The organism is Devosia sp., assembly GCF_035944845.1.
Taxonomy (GTDB): domain Bacteria; phylum Pseudomonadota; class Alphaproteobacteria; order Rhizobiales; family Devosiaceae; genus Devosia_A.
Window position 1 is genome coordinate 1 of sequence record NZ_DASZAW010000092.1, and the last position, 19,425, is coordinate 19,425.

The 19,425-nt window shown below is 65.2% G+C and carries 16 protein-coding genes, 1 tRNA gene, 1 pseudogene and 1 riboswitch; of the genes and pseudogenes, 15 read left to right on the forward strand and 3 right to left on the reverse strand.

All coding sequences use genetic code 11. From position 1 onward, the window contains the following. The 6 genes from VGV07_RS18345 to VGV07_RS18370 form a co-directional block, all read left to right on the forward strand. The coding region (locus VGV07_RS18345) for a flagellar hook-basal body complex protein (RefSeq protein ID WP_326870174.1) at positions 1–1,738 on the forward strand (1,738 nt) is incomplete at its 5' end. A gap of 68 nt (positions 1,739–1,806) precedes the next feature. Continuing rightward, a complete protein-coding gene (gene flgK / locus VGV07_RS18350; protein ID WP_326870175.1) occupies positions 1,807–3,654 on the forward strand; it encodes a flagellar hook-associated protein FlgK in 1,848 nt (615 codons plus the stop codon). A gap of 12 nt (positions 3,655–3,666) precedes the next feature. After that, positions 3,667–5,169 (forward strand): hypothetical protein, encoded by a 1,503-nt coding sequence (locus tag VGV07_RS18355; RefSeq protein ID WP_326870176.1) that lies wholly within the window; start codon positions 3,667–3,669, stop codon positions 5,167–5,169. 3 nt (positions 5,170–5,172) lie between these two features. Next, entirely contained in the window at positions 5,173–6,144 is a 972-nt protein-coding gene (locus VGV07_RS18360; protein ID WP_326870177.1) for a quinone oxidoreductase, read from the forward strand. Positions 6,145–6,296: 152 nt separating this feature from the next. After that, positions 6,297–6,668 (forward strand): hypothetical protein, encoded by a 372-nt coding sequence (locus VGV07_RS18365; protein WP_326870178.1) that lies wholly within the window; start codon positions 6,297–6,299, stop codon positions 6,666–6,668. A gap of 40 nt (positions 6,669–6,708) precedes the next feature. Next, positions 6,709–6,798 (forward strand) — tRNA-Ser (locus tag VGV07_RS18370). A 137-nt stretch (positions 6,799–6,935) separates the two neighbouring features. Here the strand turns inward: VGV07_RS18370 and VGV07_RS18375 are convergent. From VGV07_RS18375 to VGV07_RS18385, 3 genes are all read right to left on the reverse strand, one after another. After that, the gene (locus tag VGV07_RS18375; protein WP_414649976.1) at positions 6,936–8,087 is read right to left on the reverse strand and encodes a BMP family ABC transporter substrate-binding protein; all 1,152 of its coding nucleotides are present in this window, start codon (positions 8,085–8,087) and stop codon (positions 6,936–6,938) included. 64 nt (positions 8,088–8,151) lie between these two features. Beyond that, positions 8,152–8,835 (reverse strand): flavin reductase family protein, encoded by a 684-nt coding sequence (locus VGV07_RS18380; protein ID WP_326870180.1) that lies wholly within the window; start codon positions 8,833–8,835, stop codon positions 8,152–8,154. Next, complete coding sequence (locus VGV07_RS18385; RefSeq protein WP_326870181.1) at positions 8,832–9,569, reverse strand: GntR family transcriptional regulator; 738 nt, start codon at positions 9,567–9,569, stop codon at positions 8,832–8,834. The genes VGV07_RS18380 and VGV07_RS18385 overlap by 4 nt, the downstream gene beginning before the upstream one ends. A gap of 205 nt (positions 9,570–9,774) precedes the next feature. Between VGV07_RS18385 and VGV07_RS18390 the strand changes: the two genes are divergently transcribed. The 9 genes and pseudogenes from VGV07_RS18390 to VGV07_RS18430 form a co-directional block, all read left to right on the forward strand. Continuing rightward, complete coding sequence (locus VGV07_RS18390; RefSeq protein ID WP_326870182.1) at positions 9,775–9,918, forward strand: hypothetical protein; 144 nt, start codon at positions 9,775–9,777, stop codon at positions 9,916–9,918. Then, positions 9,915–10,838: an urea carboxylase-associated family protein gene (locus VGV07_RS18395; RefSeq protein ID WP_326870183.1), complete on the forward strand. Its 924-nt coding sequence runs from the start codon at positions 9,915–9,917 to the stop codon at positions 10,836–10,838. Before VGV07_RS18390 ends, VGV07_RS18395 begins: the two co-directional genes overlap by 4 nt. Positions 10,839–10,991: 153 nt before the next feature. Beyond that, positions 10,992–11,102: riboswitch (guanidine-I (ykkC/yxkD leader) on the forward strand. A gap of 75 nt (positions 11,103–11,177) precedes the next feature. Further along, positions 11,178–12,245: a putative urea ABC transporter substrate-binding protein gene (locus VGV07_RS18400; protein ID WP_326870184.1), complete on the forward strand. Its 1,068-nt coding sequence runs from the start codon at positions 11,178–11,180 to the stop codon at positions 12,243–12,245. Positions 12,246–12,347: 102 nt separating this feature from the next. Continuing rightward, positions 12,348–13,166 carry an ABC transporter permease gene (locus VGV07_RS18405; protein ID WP_326870185.1) on the forward strand — a complete coding sequence of 273 codons (819 nt, stop codon included), beginning with the start codon at positions 12,348–12,350 and terminating at the stop codon, positions 13,164–13,166. Beyond that, positions 13,163–13,987 carry an ABC transporter ATP-binding protein gene (locus VGV07_RS18410; protein ID WP_326870186.1) on the forward strand — a complete coding sequence of 275 codons (825 nt, stop codon included), beginning with the start codon at positions 13,163–13,165 and terminating at the stop codon, positions 13,985–13,987. Before VGV07_RS18405 ends, VGV07_RS18410 begins: the two co-directional genes overlap by 4 nt. Then, entirely contained in the window at positions 13,984–14,796 is an 813-nt protein-coding gene (locus VGV07_RS18415; RefSeq protein WP_326870187.1) for an urea amidolyase associated protein UAAP1, read from the forward strand. The genes VGV07_RS18410 and VGV07_RS18415 overlap by 4 nt, the downstream gene beginning before the upstream one ends. A gap of 1 nt (position 14,797) precedes the next feature. Beyond that, positions 14,798–15,418: an urea amidolyase associated protein UAAP2 gene (locus VGV07_RS18420; protein WP_326870188.1), complete on the forward strand. Its 621-nt coding sequence runs from the start codon at positions 14,798–14,800 to the stop codon at positions 15,416–15,418. Beyond that, complete coding sequence (gene uca, locus VGV07_RS18425; protein WP_326870189.1) at positions 15,418–18,951, forward strand: urea carboxylase; 3,534 nt, start codon at positions 15,418–15,420, stop codon at positions 18,949–18,951. Before VGV07_RS18420 ends, uca begins: the two co-directional genes overlap by 1 nt. Before the next feature lie 20 nt (positions 18,952–18,971). Next, positions 18,972–19,370, forward strand: a pseudogene (locus VGV07_RS18430) (allophanate hydrolase-related protein); the annotation flags it as partial. Positions 19,371–19,425: the final 55 nt, after the last annotated feature.

The window sequence follows — 19,425 nt, forward strand, 5'->3', positions numbered from 1 at the left end:
TCTTTCGACCGCAGTCACCGGGCTACGCGCCCAATCCTTCGCGCTCGAGAACATCTCGGGCAACATCGCCAACAGCCAGACCACCGGCTTCAAGCGCATCGACACCGACTTCGTCGACATGATCCCCGATGCCGCCCAGAAACGGCAGACGGCCGGTTCGGTGCTCGGCTACTCGCGCTCGACCAACAACATCCAGGGCGACATCAAGGGCACCTCGACCGAAACCAACATGGCCATCAACGGCAACGGTTTCTTCGTCGTCGAGCCGCCGATCGGCATGTCGGACGGCGACACGCTGTTCGCCGGCGCCAACTACTACACCCGCCGCGGCGACTTCGAACTCGACAAGAACGGCTACCTGGTCAACGGCTCGGGCTACTACCTCAAGGGCCTGCCGATCGATCCGGCGACTCAGAACATCTCGAGTTCGGTCCCGCAGGTGCTGCAGGTCTCGAGCGCGTTCCTCCCGGCGCAGCAGACCACCTCGGTCAACTACGAGCTGAACCTGCCGCAACTGCCCAAGACCGCGGCCTACCAGGCCTCGAAGACTCCCGGCAGCGAGCTGCTGCGGGCGCAGGACTTCCTGAGCATCACGCCGGACACGGCTGCAACGACGTCGGGCGCGACCAGCACGGGAACGGCGCTGCCGTCTACCATCGTGTCGGACGGCAATACCTTGAGTATCGCGGTCAATGGCGGTGTTCCCGTAGTCGTCAACTTCAGCAATGGTGGCGGCGGCAACACCGCCGCTGACTTCGACTACACCGCATTTGCCGATGTCGATGCCATGCTGGCCGCGATTGAGGCGCTGGTGCCGGGAACCGATATCGGGCGGAACTCCAGTGGGGCGATCACTGTCTCCGCCACCAACGCAACTGACACCATCACCATAGCCGACAATACCACCGGCAGCTCGTCGCTCGGCCTCGGCCTGGCCGACGGCACTTACGACCCGACCGTTTCGTCGGCGCTCGCCCTGCAGCAGCGGGTTGACAACATCAGCGCCGACGACGCAGACGAGTTCATCTCGCAGTCGATCTCGGGCGGTGCCGTGACGGTCTATGCCGGCAACGGCGCACCGGCAAACGTGCAGATGCGCTGGGCCAAGGTGAACTCGACGGCAAATGGCGGCGCCGAACGCTGGAACCTGTTCATCCTCACCAACTCGCAGGCCACCGGCACCGGTACGGCCTGGACCAGAATGGGTGGCGACTACACCTTCGGGCCGGACGGCTCGCCCAACCCGCCGGTCGAGGCCACCGAGTTGCCCGGCCTCATGGTCAACGGCGTCACCATCGGCGATATCCGCCTCCAGCACGGCGCCTCTGGCCTGACCCAGTTCGCCGATCCGAACGGCAACGCCGAAGTGACGACGCTCAACCAGAATGGTTATGCCGCGGGCGAGTTCGTCTCCGTCGCGGTCAATGACAATGGCCGCGTCGTGGTCTCCTACACCAACGGCCAGCAGCTTGAAGTGGCCCAGGTGGTCACTGCGAACTTCAACGCCGTCAATGCGCTGAAACGCATGGATGGCGGCGTGTTCGCGGCGACCTCGGAATCCGGTGAGCCGCTGCTCGACACCGACGGGGTGATCGGCTCGGCCGTCGAGGCTTCGAATACCGACATCTCGGAAGAGTTCACCAAGCTCATCGTCACGCAGCAGGCCTACGCGGCCGGCACCCGCATCGTTTCGGCGGCCGACCAGATGCTGCAGGAATCGCTGAACATGATCCGCTGACGCGGACCTGAACCCCTCCGGCGCGGGTCCGTCCTGCGCCGGAGCTTTCTCAACTGGAGCAGGGTGGTATGGGGCTCTCGGTTACCCTCAGCAATGCGCTCTCGGGCATGCGTGTCGGCCAGAACGCGCTCGATACGCTGTCCAACAACGTCGCCAATGCCGGCACCCCCGGCTATCACCGGCGTTCGGTCAGCGTCATCGACTCGCTGGGCGTCAACTCGACCTATGCCCGCGAAGGCCAGCTCAGCCGCGCCTTCAACCAATCCCTGCAGGCGCACTACACGCGGTCGACCGCCGAATCCGGCTTCACCAGCGTACAGGCGAGCTTTCTCGATCGCGTGCAGACCCTGTTCGGCAAACCCGGCACCGTCGGCTCGATCGACAGCGCCTATAATGCCTTTGAGAGTTCGCTCGCCGCCGTGGCCACCAGCCCCGACAGCTACGCCAACCGGGCCGATCTGGTGCAGAAGGCGCAGACGGTGGCTTCGACGCTCAACCGGTTGAGCTCCGACATCCAGTCGCTGCGCCAGGAGATCGAAGCCAAGCTCTCCAACAGCGTCGACTCGATCAACAACCAGCTGCAATCGCTGGAAAAAGTGAACCTGAGGCTCGCCGACCAGGGCATTGACACCACCTCGCGGGCTACCCTGATGGACCAGCGCGACCGGCTGGTCGAGGACCTGTCGCAGCAGATGGACCTGCGCGTCAGCTATCGCGGCGACGGCACGGTTTCGCTGATGACCCGCTCGGGCGTCGGCATTCTCGACGTCAAGGCGTCGGTATTCAGCTACGAGAGCGCTGGCGCGCTGTCGGCCGCGTCGCGCTTCAGCCCGAACGATGCGGTGAGCGGCGTCGGTAAGCTCTCGATCATGACTCCGGCCGGGCTGGAGATCGACCTGGTCAAGCAGAACGTGCTGCAATCGGGAGAACTCGCCGGCCTCATCCAGCTGCGCGACCAGCAACTGGTGCAGGCACAGGATCAGCTCGACGAGATCGCCGCCTCGGTGGCACAGGCCATGTCGACCAACGTTACCCAGGGCGCGCAGGTCACCTCGGGCCCATCCAACGGCTACGAGGTCGACCTCGCCGACGTCCGCAACGGCAACGAGTTCACCTTCAAGTACACCCAGGGCGGCGCTGAAAAGACCGTCCGCGTGCTGCGCGTCGACGACACCACCAAGCTCCCGGTCGACTATGTCGACGCCAATGGCGCGCGGGTGATCGGGCTCGATTTCTCCGGCGGAGCGGCAGGGGTCGCCTCGCAGTTGCAGAATAGGCTGGGTGGGGGGCTGACTGTCTCGAAGCCGACGGGCAGCACGCTCAGGATCATGGATGATGGCGTCTCCGGCACCACCGATATGCTGTCGCTTTCGACCCGCACCACCTCGTCGGGGCTGCAGAACGGCACGCTCGGCTTTTCGCTGTTCGTCGATACCAATAATGCCGACTTCACCAACAGCCTCGACGGCGTCGGCCAGAAGCTCGGCTTTGCCAGCCGCATCAGCGTCAATGCCTCGATCGTCGCCGACAACAAGCTGCTGGTGCAGTACACCGGCACCACGCCGTTGGGCGATCAGGACCGGCTCAACCAGGTGATCTCCAACCTCGACGATATGCGCTTTTCGGGCGGGCAGGGGAGCGGATTGAGCGACGCCAGCTCACGCCTCGGTGGCACGGTCGCCGACCTGATCTCGCAGACCCTCAACTACCAGGGCAACGTGGCCGAGGCCGCGATCTCGAACAACGAGACGCAGCAGCAGACGCTGGCTGCCCTGACACAGCGGCTCGACAGCGAATACGGCGTCGACGTCGACGAAGAAATGGCGCGCCTGATGGAACTGCAGAACGCCTTCGCCGCCAATGCGCGGGTGATGAGCGTGGTGCAGGAACTGATGGACTCCCTGATGCAGTTGTAAGGAGCGATCACCATGACCTCTGTCGGCAAGACGATGTTCCCGCTCGCCAACGGCATCAAGAACATCACCGCCATGAAGGCCCGCTACGACCAGCTGCAGACCCAGCTGGCCAGCGGCGAAAAGGCCTCGACCCTCGCCGAAATGGGCTCCGACCGCTATTTCGACCTGGCGCTGCGGCAGCGCATGGCGCGGATGGACGGCTATCAGCAGTCGATCTCGACGGTGAACCTGCGCCTCGAGGTGCTGGATACGGTGATGAGCCGACTCGACACCATCGAGTCCGACGCCCGCGCGGCCGCCATCTCGGGAGGTGGCGGCACCTCCGGAATCAACTTCCAGACCACCCCGACTCTAGCCGGCTCCCGCTTCGATGAGGTGTTGACGCTGCTCAACACCGATGCCGCCGGTCGTTACATGTTCGGCGGCAACCGCACCGACAGCCGGCCGGTGGCAAACTCCTCGGAGGTGATGAACGGCGTCGGCGCACGCGCCGGCTTCAAGCAGGTGGCCGGCGAACGCAAGCTCGCCGATCTCGGGGCCGACCACTTGGGCCGGCTCGACATCACCCGAGCCACCGACACGGTGACTTTGGGCGAAGAAAACACCGTCTTCGGCATGAAGCTCTCCGGCATCACCACCACTTCGGCCAATATCGCCGTCACCGCCCCGGGCGGCGGTCCGCCGCCGGCGTTGACCGTCCAGTTCGGCACGCCGCTGCCCACCGCCGGGGACAAGGTGCAGGTGAGCTTCACGCTGCCCGACGGCACCGAGGAGCAGATCGTTCTCGTCGCCACGTCAGGCACTCCGGGCGATGGTGAGTTCCAGATCGGCGCCGACGCCGATGCAACTGCCGCGAGCTTCGAGACCGCCCTTTCCGGTTCAGTGCAGGAACTTGCCGAAACGACGCTGGTTTCCGCTTCCGCCTATGCCGCGGCCGAGAACTTCTTCAATGGCCAGGGCGCACAGGTGATGCGCGTCGATGGCCCGCCCTTCGACAGCGCCACCGGCTTGATCGCCGGCACCTCGGCCAACACCATGCTCTGGTACACCGGCGAGGACAGCGCAGACCCGCGCAGCACCGTGACGGCACGGGTGGGGGAGGGCACTACGGTTGGCTACGGCGTCCAGGCTAACGAGGCCGGTTTCATCAACCTCATCCAGACGCTCGCCGCCGTCGCTGTACAGGATTTCCCCGACAGCGACCCGACCTCCGAGAAGCGCTATTCCTCGATGATGTCGCGCAACGCCGCCCGCCTTGCCGACACCAAGGACAACCAGCCCGGCTCGCTCGCCGCCATCACTGTGGAACTCGGCCTCGCGCAGAGCACCACCGGGGCGATCGCCGAGCGGCATACCGCGCACTCTGCCCAGCTCGGAAACATGCTAGAGCAGATCGAGGCGGCGCCGACCGAGACGATCGCCATGGAGATCCTGGCGCTGAAGACGCGCCTCGAAGCGAGCTATCAGACCACCGCACTGCTCAGTCAGCTGTCGCTGGTGAACTACATGAGGTAACCGATGTCCCGCGCAATCGTCGTCCACGAAGTTGGTGGCCCGGAAAAGCTGACGCTGGAGCAGGTCGACGTTCCGGCGCCCGGCGCCAGCCAGATCAAGATCCGGAGCCACGCCATCGGGCTCAACTTCATCGACACCTACCAGCGTACCGGACTCTACAAGGTGGCGCTGCCGTTCGTCGCCGGCAATGAAGGCGCCGGCGAGGTGATCGCGGTCGGGCCCGATGTCACCCAGTGGCGGGTTGGCGATCGCGTCGCCTACCAGGGCTCTGTCGGCGCTTACGCCGAGGAGCGCCTGCTGCCGGCCGACCGGGTGGTGCGCATCCCCGATGGCATCAGCTACGAGGTGGCGGCCGCCGCGATCCTCAAGGGCCTGACGGCCTTCTACCTGCTGCACTGGACCCATCCGCTCAAGGCCGGCGAGACCATCCTCATTCACGCTGCCGCCGGCGGCACCGGCCAGATCCTCACGCAATGGGCCAAGGCGATCGGCGCGACGGTCATCGCCACCGCCGGCTCCGACGACAAGTGCGCCATTGCCGAAAAGAACGGCGCGGACCTGACGGTCAACTACCGGACCGAGAACTTTGTCGAAGCGGTGAAGCAGTTCACCGGCGGCAAAGGCGTCGATGTCGTCTATGACGGCGTCGGTGCTGCAACCTTCGAGCCCTCGCTCGATTGCCTCCGGCCACGCGGCCTGATGGTGAGCTTCGGCAATGCCTCGGGTCCGGTATCCATTCCCAAGCTGACGATCCTTGCGGAGAAGGGCTCGCTGTTCCTCACCCGCCCGACCACTGGGGGCTACCTGCGGACGGCGGATGACCTGCGGCTCGGGGCCGAAGCGCTGTTCAACGTGATCTCGCTGGGCAAGGTTAAGATCGCCATCGACCAGACCTTCCCGCTGGCCGAGGCAGCCAAAGCCCACATGGCGCTCGAGGCGCGCGAGACCACCGGCTCGACGCTGCTCTTGCCGTAGGGGAGGGCGGTGTGATTTCGACGGCTGAGTCCTTCGCCCTCATGCTGGAGACCGCATGTCGCGACTTCGAAGTGCTAGTCGCACTCGTTTCGGGGAGAACACAGATTGTCGCCGCAGACGGTCCAGCCTACCAAGCGCAAGCTGCAGTTACGATGGCACTGGCCAAGTCGTTCGTATTTCATGCCGTTCGCGCAGTTCGAATCTGCGAGCACGGCGCGAGCCAGCTCGCCATTGATCGCCAGCAGCGACGCACGTTCCTCTCGTCGATGAGACGATTGGTTGAGGTCCGAGATGTGAACGAGCATGGCTTTGACGCCGTCCGCGTGAAGTCGCGCCCGAAGCAACATTTGCACGAAGATCACAACGGCTCGCTCGATGAGACTTCAATGGTCATCTTAGGCCCTGAGCAGATCCTAATGGGACCGCTGAATCTTTGGGGATTCTATCGGGCGGTTGGCGAAATGCGGGATGTCGCCGGATTTCGGTCGCTGCCGCTTCCCGGGCCAGCCATCTCTCTCACATGACTTGCCCTGCACCCGATGTGCCGCTAAACGCGTCATCGTCGGGTAGGTGGCAGAGCGGTTGATTGCTCCGGTCTTGAAAACCGGCGAACGTGAAAGCGTTCCGGGGGTTCGAATCCCTCCCTACCCGCCACCCTGCGCCCTGCGGGCTTCGGGTGGCAGGCCACCCGGAGACTACAGGGCGCAGGGTGATCTCCCGAAGCTGCGCAGCAGCGTAGGGAGACGACTGCGGACCTCGCCTCTCGACGAGGCCCGAACTCTTGACCCTTCTCAGGTGATCGAACCCACGACTCCCTCGATCAGATAGTCGGTGCCCCACAGGGCGCCATCGTAAAGACCCAGCGTGCCGTCGATGACGAGCTTGCCGGTATTGTTCTTGAGCGGACCGACGAAGATCGGGGCGCCGGACCTGGTCTCTTCGATGGCCTTGGTGGCGGCGGCGATCGCGGCCTCGGTTGCCCCGGCGCCAAACGCCGTCGAAGCCACCATATCCTTATCGTAGCCGCCCTCGTTGACGTTGGGCAGCTTTTCGCCGGCGGCGATCAGTTTGGCATATTCGGTATAGACCGTGCCCCACTTGAGCTCGGCGCCGGTGATAAAGCCCTTGGGGGCCAGCGACGCCTGGTCGGCATTATGGCCGCAGCTCTTGACCCCGCGCCCCTCAGCCGTCTCGACGATCACCTTGGGGCTGTCGACGTGGCAGGCGATGACGTCGCAGCCGGCATCGACCAGCGCATTGGTGGCCTCGGCCTCGCGCACCGGCAGGCTCCACTCGCCAGTGATGATGAGGCGCACCTCGGCGTTGGGGTTGACCTTCTTCACCCCCAGCGTGAAGGCGTTGACGTTGCGCAGCACCAGGGCGATCGGCTTGGCGGCGATGAAGCCGATCTTGTTGGACTTGGTGGAGAGACCGGCGGCCACGCCATTCACATAGTGGCCCTGGTCGAGATAGCAGAAGTAGCCACCCAGATTGACCGGGTCGGTGTCCTTGTTCCACAGCGAGGTCGGGTGGCGGAACTCGACGTCCGCGTGCTTCTTGGCCGCTTCCTTCATGAACGGGTCGAAATAGCCGAACGAGGTCGGAAACAGCAGTTTCGCGCCGTCGAGGTTGATCATCGATTCCATCGACTGGGCGACCGCGTCCGTCTCGGGGACATTCTCCTCCTCGACCACGGTGACATCAGGCAGCGCCTTCAGCGCAGCGGCGCCCACGGCATGGGCCTGGTTCCAGCCGAAATCGGTGACCGGACCGACATAGATCATGCCGATGGTCAGCGGCGTTGCGGCCTTGGCCTGCATGCCGCTTGCCAGCAGCAGCGATCCGGCAGCGGCGCTGCCGAGGAAGTGTCGGCGGTTCATTGAGAAATTGGACAAGGTTGCACCCCCATGAGTCCAGGTTTCATCGTTCGGCGAGCGCTGCATGCGCCCGCCGTCTCTGCCGCGCGGTGGCGCGGCGATGGCTTAGTCGGTTAGTTCCGGAGCGCGGTCAGGCGGCGCCGGTTTCAGTCACCAGGCCGTCGGCCTTGCGCTGTTCGTATTCGCCCACGCTGAGCGTCTTGATGTCGAACTGGTCGCGGGTGCGAGCATAGCCATGGCCGCCGAGGCGGCCGATCGCGTCCATCTTGATCTGGTCAACGTGGAGGCGCGCCGGATCGACGATGTCGGCGCGGATGTGGATACCCAGCACCTGACCCAGGACGATCTCGCGCGCCTTGCCGACTTCGATCGTCATATGGCGCCGGCACTCGAGCGCCGCGGGCGCCGATACGATGCGCGGGCTGCGCACCGCCACGCCCGGCACGGTCTCGAGCCCTGCCTCGGCCAACTCGTCGATAGCGGGCCCGAACTTGATGGCGCAGATCTCCATCTGCGCGGCGAGCGCGTCGTCGACGATGTGGACGGTGAACTCCTCGGTCTCGCGAATATTCCGCGCCGTGTCCTTCAGCCGCATGTCATCGTAGTTTTCGATGCCGATGGCGACGATCGCCGGGTCGTGGGTGAGGACGTTGAAGAAGCTGAATGGCCCGGCATTGCGCTGGCCGGTACGGCTCAGCGTGGTGATGAACGCGATGGGGCGGGGGATCACCGTGCCGATCAGCAGCTTGTAGCGCTCGCGCGCACTCAGTTCGGCAAAGTCGAAATGGACGTGCCCGCTCGTTGGGCCGCTCATTTGGCGCGCTTCTGCTTGAGCGGAATCGCGCTGTCGCGCCCCGCGATGGCGACGGCATAGCGGGCCAGCACATCGCCAAGCGCCGCGCCCGCTGGGTCGGTATCGTGCATGGCCCGACGCTCCACGGTGGACATGTGCGCGTCCATGAGGGCGATGGCCCTGGCGGCGTCGCCGGCACGCAGCGCGGCGATGATCTCGATATGCTCGTTGGGGCCGCTGTGATCGTGGCTGTGCGGCGAGCCGTAAACAGCGAGGATCAGTGAACAGCGGGTCACCAGTTCCGACATGTAGCGCTCGAGCAGGACATTGCCGCTCAGCTTCGCCAGCCGGATGTGAAACTCACCGCCCAGGCGTCCTGCCACGTGTTCTTCATGCCGCTCGCGGGCCGCATCCTCCTCGCGCACCAGTCCTTCGAGCTCGGCCCCGAAACTTGGTTTCCAGCGCTTGATGACGAGGTCGACGGCCTGGGCCTCCAGGCCGCGCCGCACCTCGAAGACGTCGCGGGCCTCCGCCAGGGTCGGCTGGGCGACGATGGCCGTGCGCTTGGGCCGGGCATCGACCAGCCCCTCGGACTGCAGCTTGGCCAGCACCGCCCGTACCAGCGTCCGGCTCATGCCGAAATGCGCGCCGATCTCATCCTCGGGCAGTTTGGTGCCCGGTTGCAGCGCCCGCTCGAGGATCGCCTGCTTCAGCGCCTCGTGAGCGATATCGGTGCGGGGAGATGGCCTGGTCATTCAAACCTCGTGTTGCCCATCCATTCATGCATACGAGATGGCACGTTGCAAGTATGCCAGATTTCGCCGCTGGACGGCAAAAACCCCAGCGATTTGCTGCCACTTGCCTTCAACATGCGCGAACTGCATGGCTGATCTGCGCAGAACAGGATCGTCGATCCGTCAATCATGTATACAGTTTTGGTATTCGTAACGGGAGGGGCGCATGCCGGCCAGGACCATTATCCTCAAGCTCAACCAGCAGCAGCTCGAGCTGATCGACCGCACCATCGCAAAAGGCGTTGCACCCGACCGCGTGGCATTGGTGAAGCTGGCCATTCGGGAACACGCCGAACGGAGCGCCAAATGAGGGCCGTGCTCGAGACCCTGATGCTGCAGCCGGGCACCGGCAAGGCGATCGAGTTGCTCGCCGGGCAGATCCTGCGCATCGAGCAGGTGGAGGGCGGGCAATGCGTCGATTTCAACGCCTTCAACCTGCACGACTACAAGGAGTTCATGCATTGCGGGCGCACGCGTACGGTGCATGGGTTCAATCCGACCGAGGGCGCGTTCCTGTGGAGCCAGCCGCCGCGCGAGCGGGCGTTGCTCTATATCCTCAAGGATACCGTCAAGCGGAACGACGTGCTGTTCCCGCGCTGCTCGGCCTATCTCTATGAAAGCGCCTACGGCTTTCACGATCACACCAACTGCCACGACATCCAGTCCGAGGCACAGCGCGAATACGGCCTGACCCCGGACGACGTGCATGACAGCTTCAACTTCTTCATGAACACCGAAGTCGGCGCCGACGGTCGGGCTACCATCACCCGGCAGTCGAGCCGGGCAGGGGACCATGTCGACCTGCTGGCGCTGACCGATGTGCTCGCCGTGCCCAATGTCTGCGGCGCCGATATCATGCGCACCTCGAACTTCTCGCTGAAGCCGATCCGCCTCACCGTGTTCGAGGCGACTGCGTCGGACCTCGCCAGTGTCCCGCCGACGCCGGTTCTGCGCAGCCAGCGCACGCCGCGGGACTTCCGCCAGCCCGTCATCAAGGCCGATCGCGAGCTCTACCGCGATCCGAGCTACGCTCCGGCCTTCACCAACGTGCCGATCCGCATCGAAGAACTTGCCGTCACGCTGACCGAGGAAGAGGCCCTGCTGTTCGACGCCGCTCGTCAGCCGCTCTACGGCAATGATGACGGCGCAGCGCTGCGCGACATGCTCTTCACCTGGTGGGAAGAGCGGTACCTGGGGGCCAGTGCGGGAGCTCCCGCCATCACCAGGTAAGAAGCGCTGCCCAGAACACGTGCAGTGCCTATCTTGTGTGCAGGTTGCTGTTGCATTCGACAGAACGCTGGCTGAGCGATGACGGCTGCATCATCTAATATGCTGAAATATAACCGTATTCGTGTCTGGCACGGCCCTTGCTCCATTGTATCCAGAGTTAGGAGCTAGGGTTCCGGCGCCGGTATCCGGCGCGTCAGGTCCGAGAGCATCCACCGGAGCGGGAGACATCCCTCCGGGACACGGCGGGACAAAAGCCCGGGAGACCTCGTAGCCAAGGGATTGGCAGCGCGGGTCTTTACGCGCCATCGCCGATCCCCAAGTCGAAACAGGGGATTGCGCATGAAGATCACCAAACTGGTTTCAGCCCTCGCGCTCACGGCGCTCATTGCCACTGGCGCGACCACCGCCGAGGCGCAGCAGAAGAGCGACTTCAAGGTCGCCTGGTCGATCTATGTCGGCTGGATGCCCTGGGGCTATGCGGCCGACAACGGCATCGTCAAGAAATGGGCCGACAAATACGGCATCACCATCGAGGTCACGCAGTTCAACGACTACGTCGAATCGATGAACCAATACACCGCCGGCGCCTATGACGCGGTGACCCTTACCAACATGGATGGCCTCTCCATCCCCGCTGCCGGTGGCGTCGATACCACCGCCGTCATCATCGGCGACTTTTCGGCCGGCAATGATGCGGTGATCCTCAAGGACAAGACTGCCCTCGCCGACATCAAGGGGCTGCCGGTCAACCTCGTCGAGTTCTCGGTGTCGCACTACCTGCTGGCGCGCGCCCTCGAAAGCGTCGGCATGACCGAGCGCGACGTCAACGTCGTCAACACCTCGGACCCCGACATGGTCGGCGCCTTCCAGACTGCCGATGTCAGCGCCATGGTGACCTGGAACCCGATGGTCTCCGAGATCGCTGCTCTGCCCGGCGCCCACAAGGTGTTCGACAGCGCGCAGATCCCCGGCGAGATCATCGACATGATGGTCGCCAACACCCAGGTGCTCGCCGACAACCCCGATTTCGGCAAGGCGTTGGCCGGCATCTGGTACGACACCATGGCGGTGATGACTGCCCAAACCCCCGAAGGGGCGGCGGCCCGCGCCGCGATGGGCGCCGCCTCGGGCACCGACCAGGCCGGCTTCGAGTCCCAGCTCGCGGCAACCAAACTGTTCCCGACCGCGGCGGAAGCCGTGAGCTTCACCACCTCACCCGATCTCAAGGTGACGATGGAAAAGGTCCGCACCTTCCTCTTCGACAAGGGCCTGCTCGGGTCTGGCGCCGCCTCTGCCGACGTCATCGGCATCGAGTTGCCGGGTGGTGAGGTGCTCGGCGACGCCAACAACATCAAGCTGCGGTTCTCGGACGTCTACATGAAGGCCGCGGCGGAAGGCTCGCTGTAGCCACGACACGTCTCACCGCAGCTTCGGTTCGCCTTCTCCCCGCCGGGAGAAGGCACCCGAGCGGCGGCTGAGGGGTCGGTCTCCACCACCACCGAGCACCCCATGCGTCTTATCAACCTCAAGCCATCGCGAACCAACCAGTTGCTCCTGGCGTTGCTGCCGTTCCTGGCGCTGCTGCTGGCCTATGCACTCGGTTCTACCGCTCGCCTGGCCGAGAACCCGTCGGACAAGCTGCTGCCGGCGCTGAGCAGTATCGCCGATGCTGTCAACCGCCTGGCCTTCGTGCCCGACCCGCGCACCGGCGAATACCTGCTCTGGTCGGACACGCTGGCGAGCCTCGGCCGTCTGTTCACCGCGCTCGGCATCTCGACGCTCATCGCGCTCGTCTTCGGCATGATCGTCGGCATGTTCCCCTATGCCCGGGCACTCCTGGCCCCGTTCTTTGCCGCCGTCTCGATGGTGCCGCCGCTCGCCTTGCTGCCCATCCTGTTCATCGTCATGGGGCTGGGTGAAACATCCAAGATCACCCTCATCGTCATCGGCGTTGCCCCGATCATGATCCGCGACCTGGCGCTCAAGGTCATGGAACTGCCACGCGAGCAGACGGTGAAGGCCGAAACGCTGGGCGGCAACTCCTGGCAGATCGCCTTGCGGGTCGTCCTCCCGCAGATCCTGCCGCGCCTTCTGACCTGCCTTCGCCTGCAACTCGGCCCGGCCTGGCTGTTCCTCATTGCGGCCGAGGCGATATCCGCGGATTCCGGGCTCGGCTACCGCATTTTCCTCGTCCGCCGCTACCTGTCGATGGACGTGATCTTTCCCTACGTCATCTGGATCACGCTGCTCGCCGTCCTCACCAACGTCCTGATCGATCTCGTCCGCATCCGGGCCTTTCCGTGGTCTGAACTGGATAAGGCGTCATGATTGTCGTCGACAACGTCTGGAAGGAGTACGGCGACCAGATCGTCCTCGAGCGCGTGTCGCTGACCATCGAGGACCGCGCCTTCGTCGCCCTGGTTGGCCCATCCGGCTGTGGCAAGACCACGTTCCTCAAGCTGCTGCTCGGCGAAGAGCAGGCAACCCAAGGCACCATAGCCCTCGATGGTAAGCCATTGGCACCCGAACCCGGCCCCGACCGAGGTGTCGTGTTCCAGCGCTACTCGGTGTTCCCGCACCTGAGCGTGCTCGGCAACGTGCTGCTCGGCAAGGAGTTTGAAGCCTCCCGCTTCCGCGCCCGGCTCGTCGGCCCGGCCCGTCGCGACGCCATCGAAGAGGCGCGTGGGCTGATTGCCGAAGTCGGCCTCGCCGGCAGCGAAGACAAGTATCCGGCCCAGCTTTCCGGCGGCATGCAGCAACGCCTCGCTCTGGCGCAGGCGCTCATCATGCAGCCGCGGGTGCTGCTGCTCGACGAGCCGTTCGGCGCGCTCGATCCCGGCATCCGCGCCGATATCCACGTTCTGATGAAGCGGCTCTGGAACGAAACCAATCTCACCGTCGTGATGGTTACCCACGACATGCGCGAGGCCTTCACCCTTGGCACCCGCGTCATCGCCTTCGAGCGACCGCGCAACCGGCCCGACGAGCGCGAGCGATACGGCGCCTCGCTCAGCCGCGACATCGACATCTGGCCGCCGCGTCGCGCCGGTGTTCTCGACCCAGACAGCCCCGATCGGGACGGCCCGATCCACGAGGCGGGCGCCAGCCGGGACGACCCGGCGCCATCCCCTCAAGGAGATCCGGCATGAGCCGAACCCCAGAGCAGATCGCTGCCGATCGCGCCCGCTACGAAGAACACCAGAGAAAGGGCCTCACCTTCGCCGCCAGGGCGCTGCCCGAAGCCAGTGCAATGCCGGCCGCGCCGATAGCGGGCGATGTCATCGCCACCGAAACCCTGGCCGGTGGCTGGTATTGGTCGACCCTGCTGCGCCAGGGGGAGGCCCTGCGCATCGCCCAGGCGCACGGTTTCGCCTCGGTCGCGCTCGTCTGCTGGAGCGCCCGCGACACCAGCGAGCGGCTCAACCTGCCGGACACCGTCAAGGTACAGTGGGATACCCGCGCCCAGCGGGGCAGGGTGCTGTTTTCCGATATGGGCCGGGTGATGTTGTCGATCACCGAGGACTCCTCGGGCGGCGCACATGACGTGCTGCTCGGCGGTTCCACCGCCGCTGCCAACGCTGCAAAATATCCTGATGTCGCCACCCGGAACACCCGGGACAATCTGGTCCTCGCTGCCGGCAAGCTCGGCCTGTCGCGACGCGATCTGCCGATGGCGCTCACCCTGTTCGCGCCGGTCCGCGTTACCGATGACGAAGGCCACTTCGCCTGGCAGTCCGACCTGCTCGACGGCAACCACTATGTCGACCTGCGCGCCGAAATGGACCTGCTCGTCGCGCTGTCCAACTGTCCGCACCCGCTCGATCCCGGGCCGGTTTACGCTCCGAACCCCGTCGAAATCACCCGCTACGTCGCCGAGGTGCCGGTCGATGACCTCTGTCGCACCGCCACCGCCGAGGCCGTTCGCGGCTTTGCGAACAACGCGCGGGCGGGGGCCTGAAATGCGTCAGCCAGCCACCGCCATCCAGTCCCATTCCATCCCCGCCGAAGCGCCGTGGTCGGGCATCGTCAGGAAGGGCCAGACCATCCGTATCGTCGACACCGAGGGGCAGCAGGCCGTCGACACGATCTTTTACCGCGCCGACGACTTTGCCGAACGCTACAGCGCGCAGGACACCCTGCGGACCCAGGGTTCAGCCTATGTCGGGGTCGGCACGAAGATCGTCTCCAGCGAGGGCAACACCATGCTCACGGTGGTTGCCGACAGCTGCGGCCGGCATGACACCATGGCCGGCGCCTGCTCATGCGAGAGCAACACCGTCCGCTTCGGCCACGACACCCGCTATCTGCACGCCTGCCGCGACAACTTCCTCCTGGAAGTGAGCAAACACGGCATGAGCAAGCGGGACATCGTCCCCAACATCAATTTCTTCATGAACGTACCGATCTCGCCCTCGGGCGAGATGACCATCGTCGATGGGCTCAGCAAGCCCGGTGACTATGTCGAACTCGTCGCCGAAATGGACGTGCTCTGCGTCATCTCCAACTGCCCGCAGATCAATAACCCCTGTAACGGCTTCAACCCGACCCCGATCCAGGTCCTGGTCTGGGACGCCGAGTGATGTTCACCAAGGTGCTTATCGCCAACCGCGGCGAGATCGCGGTGCGCATCATCCATACGCTCAAGCGCATGGGCATCGGCTCGGTCGCGGTCTACTCCGACGCCGACCGCTTCACCAAGGCCGTCCAACTCGCTGACGAAGCCGTCCGCCTCGGCCCCGCGCCGGCCGCCGAGAGCTATCTCGACGTCGACGCAGTCATCGGTGCCTGCAAGGCGACCGGAGCACAAGCGGTCCACCCCGGCTACGGCTTCCTGTCGGAGAACACGGCCTTCGCCCGGCGGCTCGAAGCCGAAGGCATCACCTTCATCGGGCCGACGCCCGAGAACATCGAGGCCTTTGGCCTCAAGCACACGGCTCGCGAGCTGGCCAGAACCAACGGTGTGCCACTGCTCCCCGGCACCGATCTTCTCGCCACCGCCGAGCAAGCGCTCGAAGCAGCCGAGACGGTCGGCTACCCGGTGATGCTCAAGTCGACCGCTGGCGGCGGCGGCATCGGCATGTCGCTCTGTCATGACGCAGCGGCGCTGAGTGCTGCGTTTGAAGGCGTGCAGCGCACGGCCCGGGCCAGCTTTGGCGATGCGCGGGTCTATCTGGAGCGCTTCGTGTCCGACGCCCGCCACGTTGAGGTGCAGCTCTTCGGCGACGGCAAGGGCAGGGTGATTGCCCTGGGCGAGCGCGACTGCTCGCTACAGCGGCGCAACCAGAAGGTCCTCGAGGAAACCCCGGCGCCCAACCTTTCAGCTGCCACCCGGCTTCGCCTGCACGAGGCTGCCGTCAATCTCGGTCAGGCTGTGCGCTATCGATCCGCCGGTACGGTCGAGTTCATCTACGACCCGGTCCGCGAGGAGTTCTACTTCCTCGAGGTCAATACGCGGTTGCAGGTCGAACACCCGGTCACCGAAGCGGTTTTCGGCATCGATCTGGTCGAATGGATGATCCGCCAGGCCGCCGGCGAGACCATCATCCCGGCCGCGCCGCTGACGCCGAAGGGCGCGGCGATGGAGGTCCGGCTCTACGCCGAGATCCCGCATGCGAACTTCCAGCCCAGCGCCGGGCTGCTCACCGAGGTGAAGTTCGGTGAGGCCCGCGTCGATACCTGGGTCGAGACCGGCACCGAGGTCACCAGCTTCTACGATCCGATGCTGGCCAAGATCATCGTCGCTGCCGATGATCGTCCGGCCGCGATCGCGAAGCTGCGCACCACGCTGGATGAGACCGGCATTTCGGGCGTCGAAACCAACCTCGACTACCTCCGCGCCATCGCGTCGTCCGACCTCCTCGCCTCCGGTTTGGTGGCGACGACGGCATTGCGCAGTTTCGCTTTCACCCCGGACGTGGTGGAAGTCATCACGCCTGGCGCGCAGTCCTCGCTGCAGGAACTGCCGGGTCGGCTTGGACTGTGGCACGTCGGCGTGCCGCCATCGGGACCGATGGACGAGCGCAGCTTTCGCCACGCCAATCGCCTGGTGGGCAATGCCGATGAAACGGCGGCCCTCGAACTCACCGTTTCCGGACCAACGCTGCGGTTTCATGCGCCGGCGACGATTGCGCTGGCGGGTGCATATATGCCCATGAAGCTCGACGGCGCCCCGCTGCCGCACAACCAGCGCATCGAGGTCGGGGCAGGCCAGATCCTGAGCATCGGTGCGATCGAGGGGCCCGGCCAACGGTCATACCTCGCCTTTTCCGGCGGCATTGCGGCGCCCGAAGTGCTTGGGTCCCGGGCCACCTTCGCGCTCGGCAAATTCGGTGGCCATGCCACCGGCACCTTGCGTGCCGGCGAGGTCCTCCATCTCGCTCGCGCCGGCCAGATTGCACGGCCCGCTGACGATCCTGCGCCACTCACCCATGCCTGGCAGGTCGGGGTGCTCTACGGCCCGCATGGTGCGCCGGACTTCTTCCTCGAGCAGGACATCGAGACCCTGTTCTCGACGGCCTACGAGGTGCATTTCAATTCGGCGCGCACCGGCGTCCGGCTGGTCGGGCCGGCGCCGAAATGGGCCCGTGCCGATGGCGGCGAGGCGGGGCTCCACCCGTCCAACCTGCATGATAACGCCTATGCCATCGGCGCCATCGACTTTACCGGCGACATGCCGATCATCCTCGGGCCGGACGGGCCGAGCCTTGGCGGCTTCGTCTGCCCCGCCGTCATGGCGCGCGACGAGCTCTGGAAACTCGGCCAGTTCAAGCCAGGCGACAGCATCCGCTTTGTCCCCGTCGCCCGGCCCGATGACATCGTGGCCGGCCCGGCGATCCACCGGCCGAGCGAAGCCGGCTCGGCCATCGTCGGCCACTCCGATGACGGTCCCGTGCCGGTGGTCTACCGGCGGCAGGGTGATGACAGCCTGCTGGTCGAGTACGGCCCGATGGCCCTCGACCTCGCCTTGCGCCTGCGCGTCCACCTGTTGATGCAATCCGTGCGTCGGGAAGCGAGGCTCGGCGCCAGCAACGGCATCATCGACCTCACCCCCGGCATCCGTTCGCTCCAGATCCATTACGATTCGACCCGCATCAGCCGCGGCCATCTGCTCGGCCTGCTGCGGGAAATGGAGCAATCCCTCCCGGTCCCGGAAGAGGTCACGGTCCCCTCCCGCATCGTCCATCTGCCGCTGAGCTGGAACGACCCGGAGGCGCAACTGGCGATGCGGAAGTACCAGGAACTGGTGCGGCCGAACGCGCCCTGGTGTCCCGACAACATCGAGTTCATTCGCCGCATCAATGGCTTGCCGGATACCGAGGCGGTAAAGCGCACCATCTTTGACGCCAGCTACCTCGTCCTCGGTCTGGGCGATGTGTACCTCGGTGCGCCGGTCGCGACCCCGATGGATCCCCGGCATCGCCTCGTCACCACCAAGTACAACCCGGCCCGCACCTGGACCCCGGAGAACGCGGTGGGCATCGGCGGCGCCTATATGTGCATCTACGGCATGGAAGGTCCGGGCGGCTATCAGCTGTTCGGCCGCACCATCCAGGTCTGGAACACCTGGCGCCGGACGGCCGCCTTCGCCAGGTCGCCATGGCTGCTCGATTTCTTCGACCAGATCCGCTTCTTCCCGGTCAGCCATGAAGAGCTGACCGAAGCGCGCGCTGCTTTCCTCCATGGCGGCTATCCAGTGCGGATCGAGGGGACGCAGCTCTCCTATGCCGATTACGCGACCGAGCTCGCGCGCAATGCCGACAGCATCGGGGCCTTCAAGCGCACCCAGCAGTCGGCTTTTGAAACCGAGCGTCAGCGCTGGAAGGACGAGGGGCTCGACAGCTTCGTTGCCGACGACGGCGCAAGTGCTGCCGACAGCGGCGAGATCCCCACCGGCCACTTCGGCGTGGCCAGTTCGGTGCCCGGCAATATCTGGAAGATCCTGGTCGAGGATGGCGCCCATGTCGAAGCGGGTCAGCCGGTCGCCATCATTGAATCGATGAAAATGGAAATCACCGTCACTGCGCACGCCGCCGGCGCCGTCCGCGACGTCCGGGCCGGGCCGGGGAGAAACGTCAAGACCGGCGACGTCATCATCGTACTGGAGGAGATCTGAACATGGCCGAGAACCAAGCTGACGGCGTGCTTCCCATCGTGGTCGTCGGGGCGCATCTCTCCGGCCTGCCGCTAAACCCGCAGCTGACCTCATCGGGCGGCCAGCTCGTCAGGCGCTGCCGCACGGCCCCCGACTACCGGCTGTTCGCGCTGCCCAACACGTCGCCGCCCAAGCCCGGCATGGTGCGCGAGCCAGGTTTTGCCGGCCCCGGCCTCGAAGTCGAAGTCTGGTCGCTACCGTCCGATGCTTTCGGCCGTTTCGTTGCCGCCATCCCCGCACCGCTCGGCATCGGCAAGATCTCGCTGGAGGATGGGACCGCCGTGTCAGGCTTCCTCTGCGAGTCCCATGCGGTAGCCGAGGCGGAGGAAATTACGCGCTTTGGCGGCTGGCGGGCATTTCTGGCGGAGCGCGCAGGATGAATGCCGTCATGCGCACCGCGCAGTGGCTGCTGCACCGCCTGCGGGACGGCCTCGC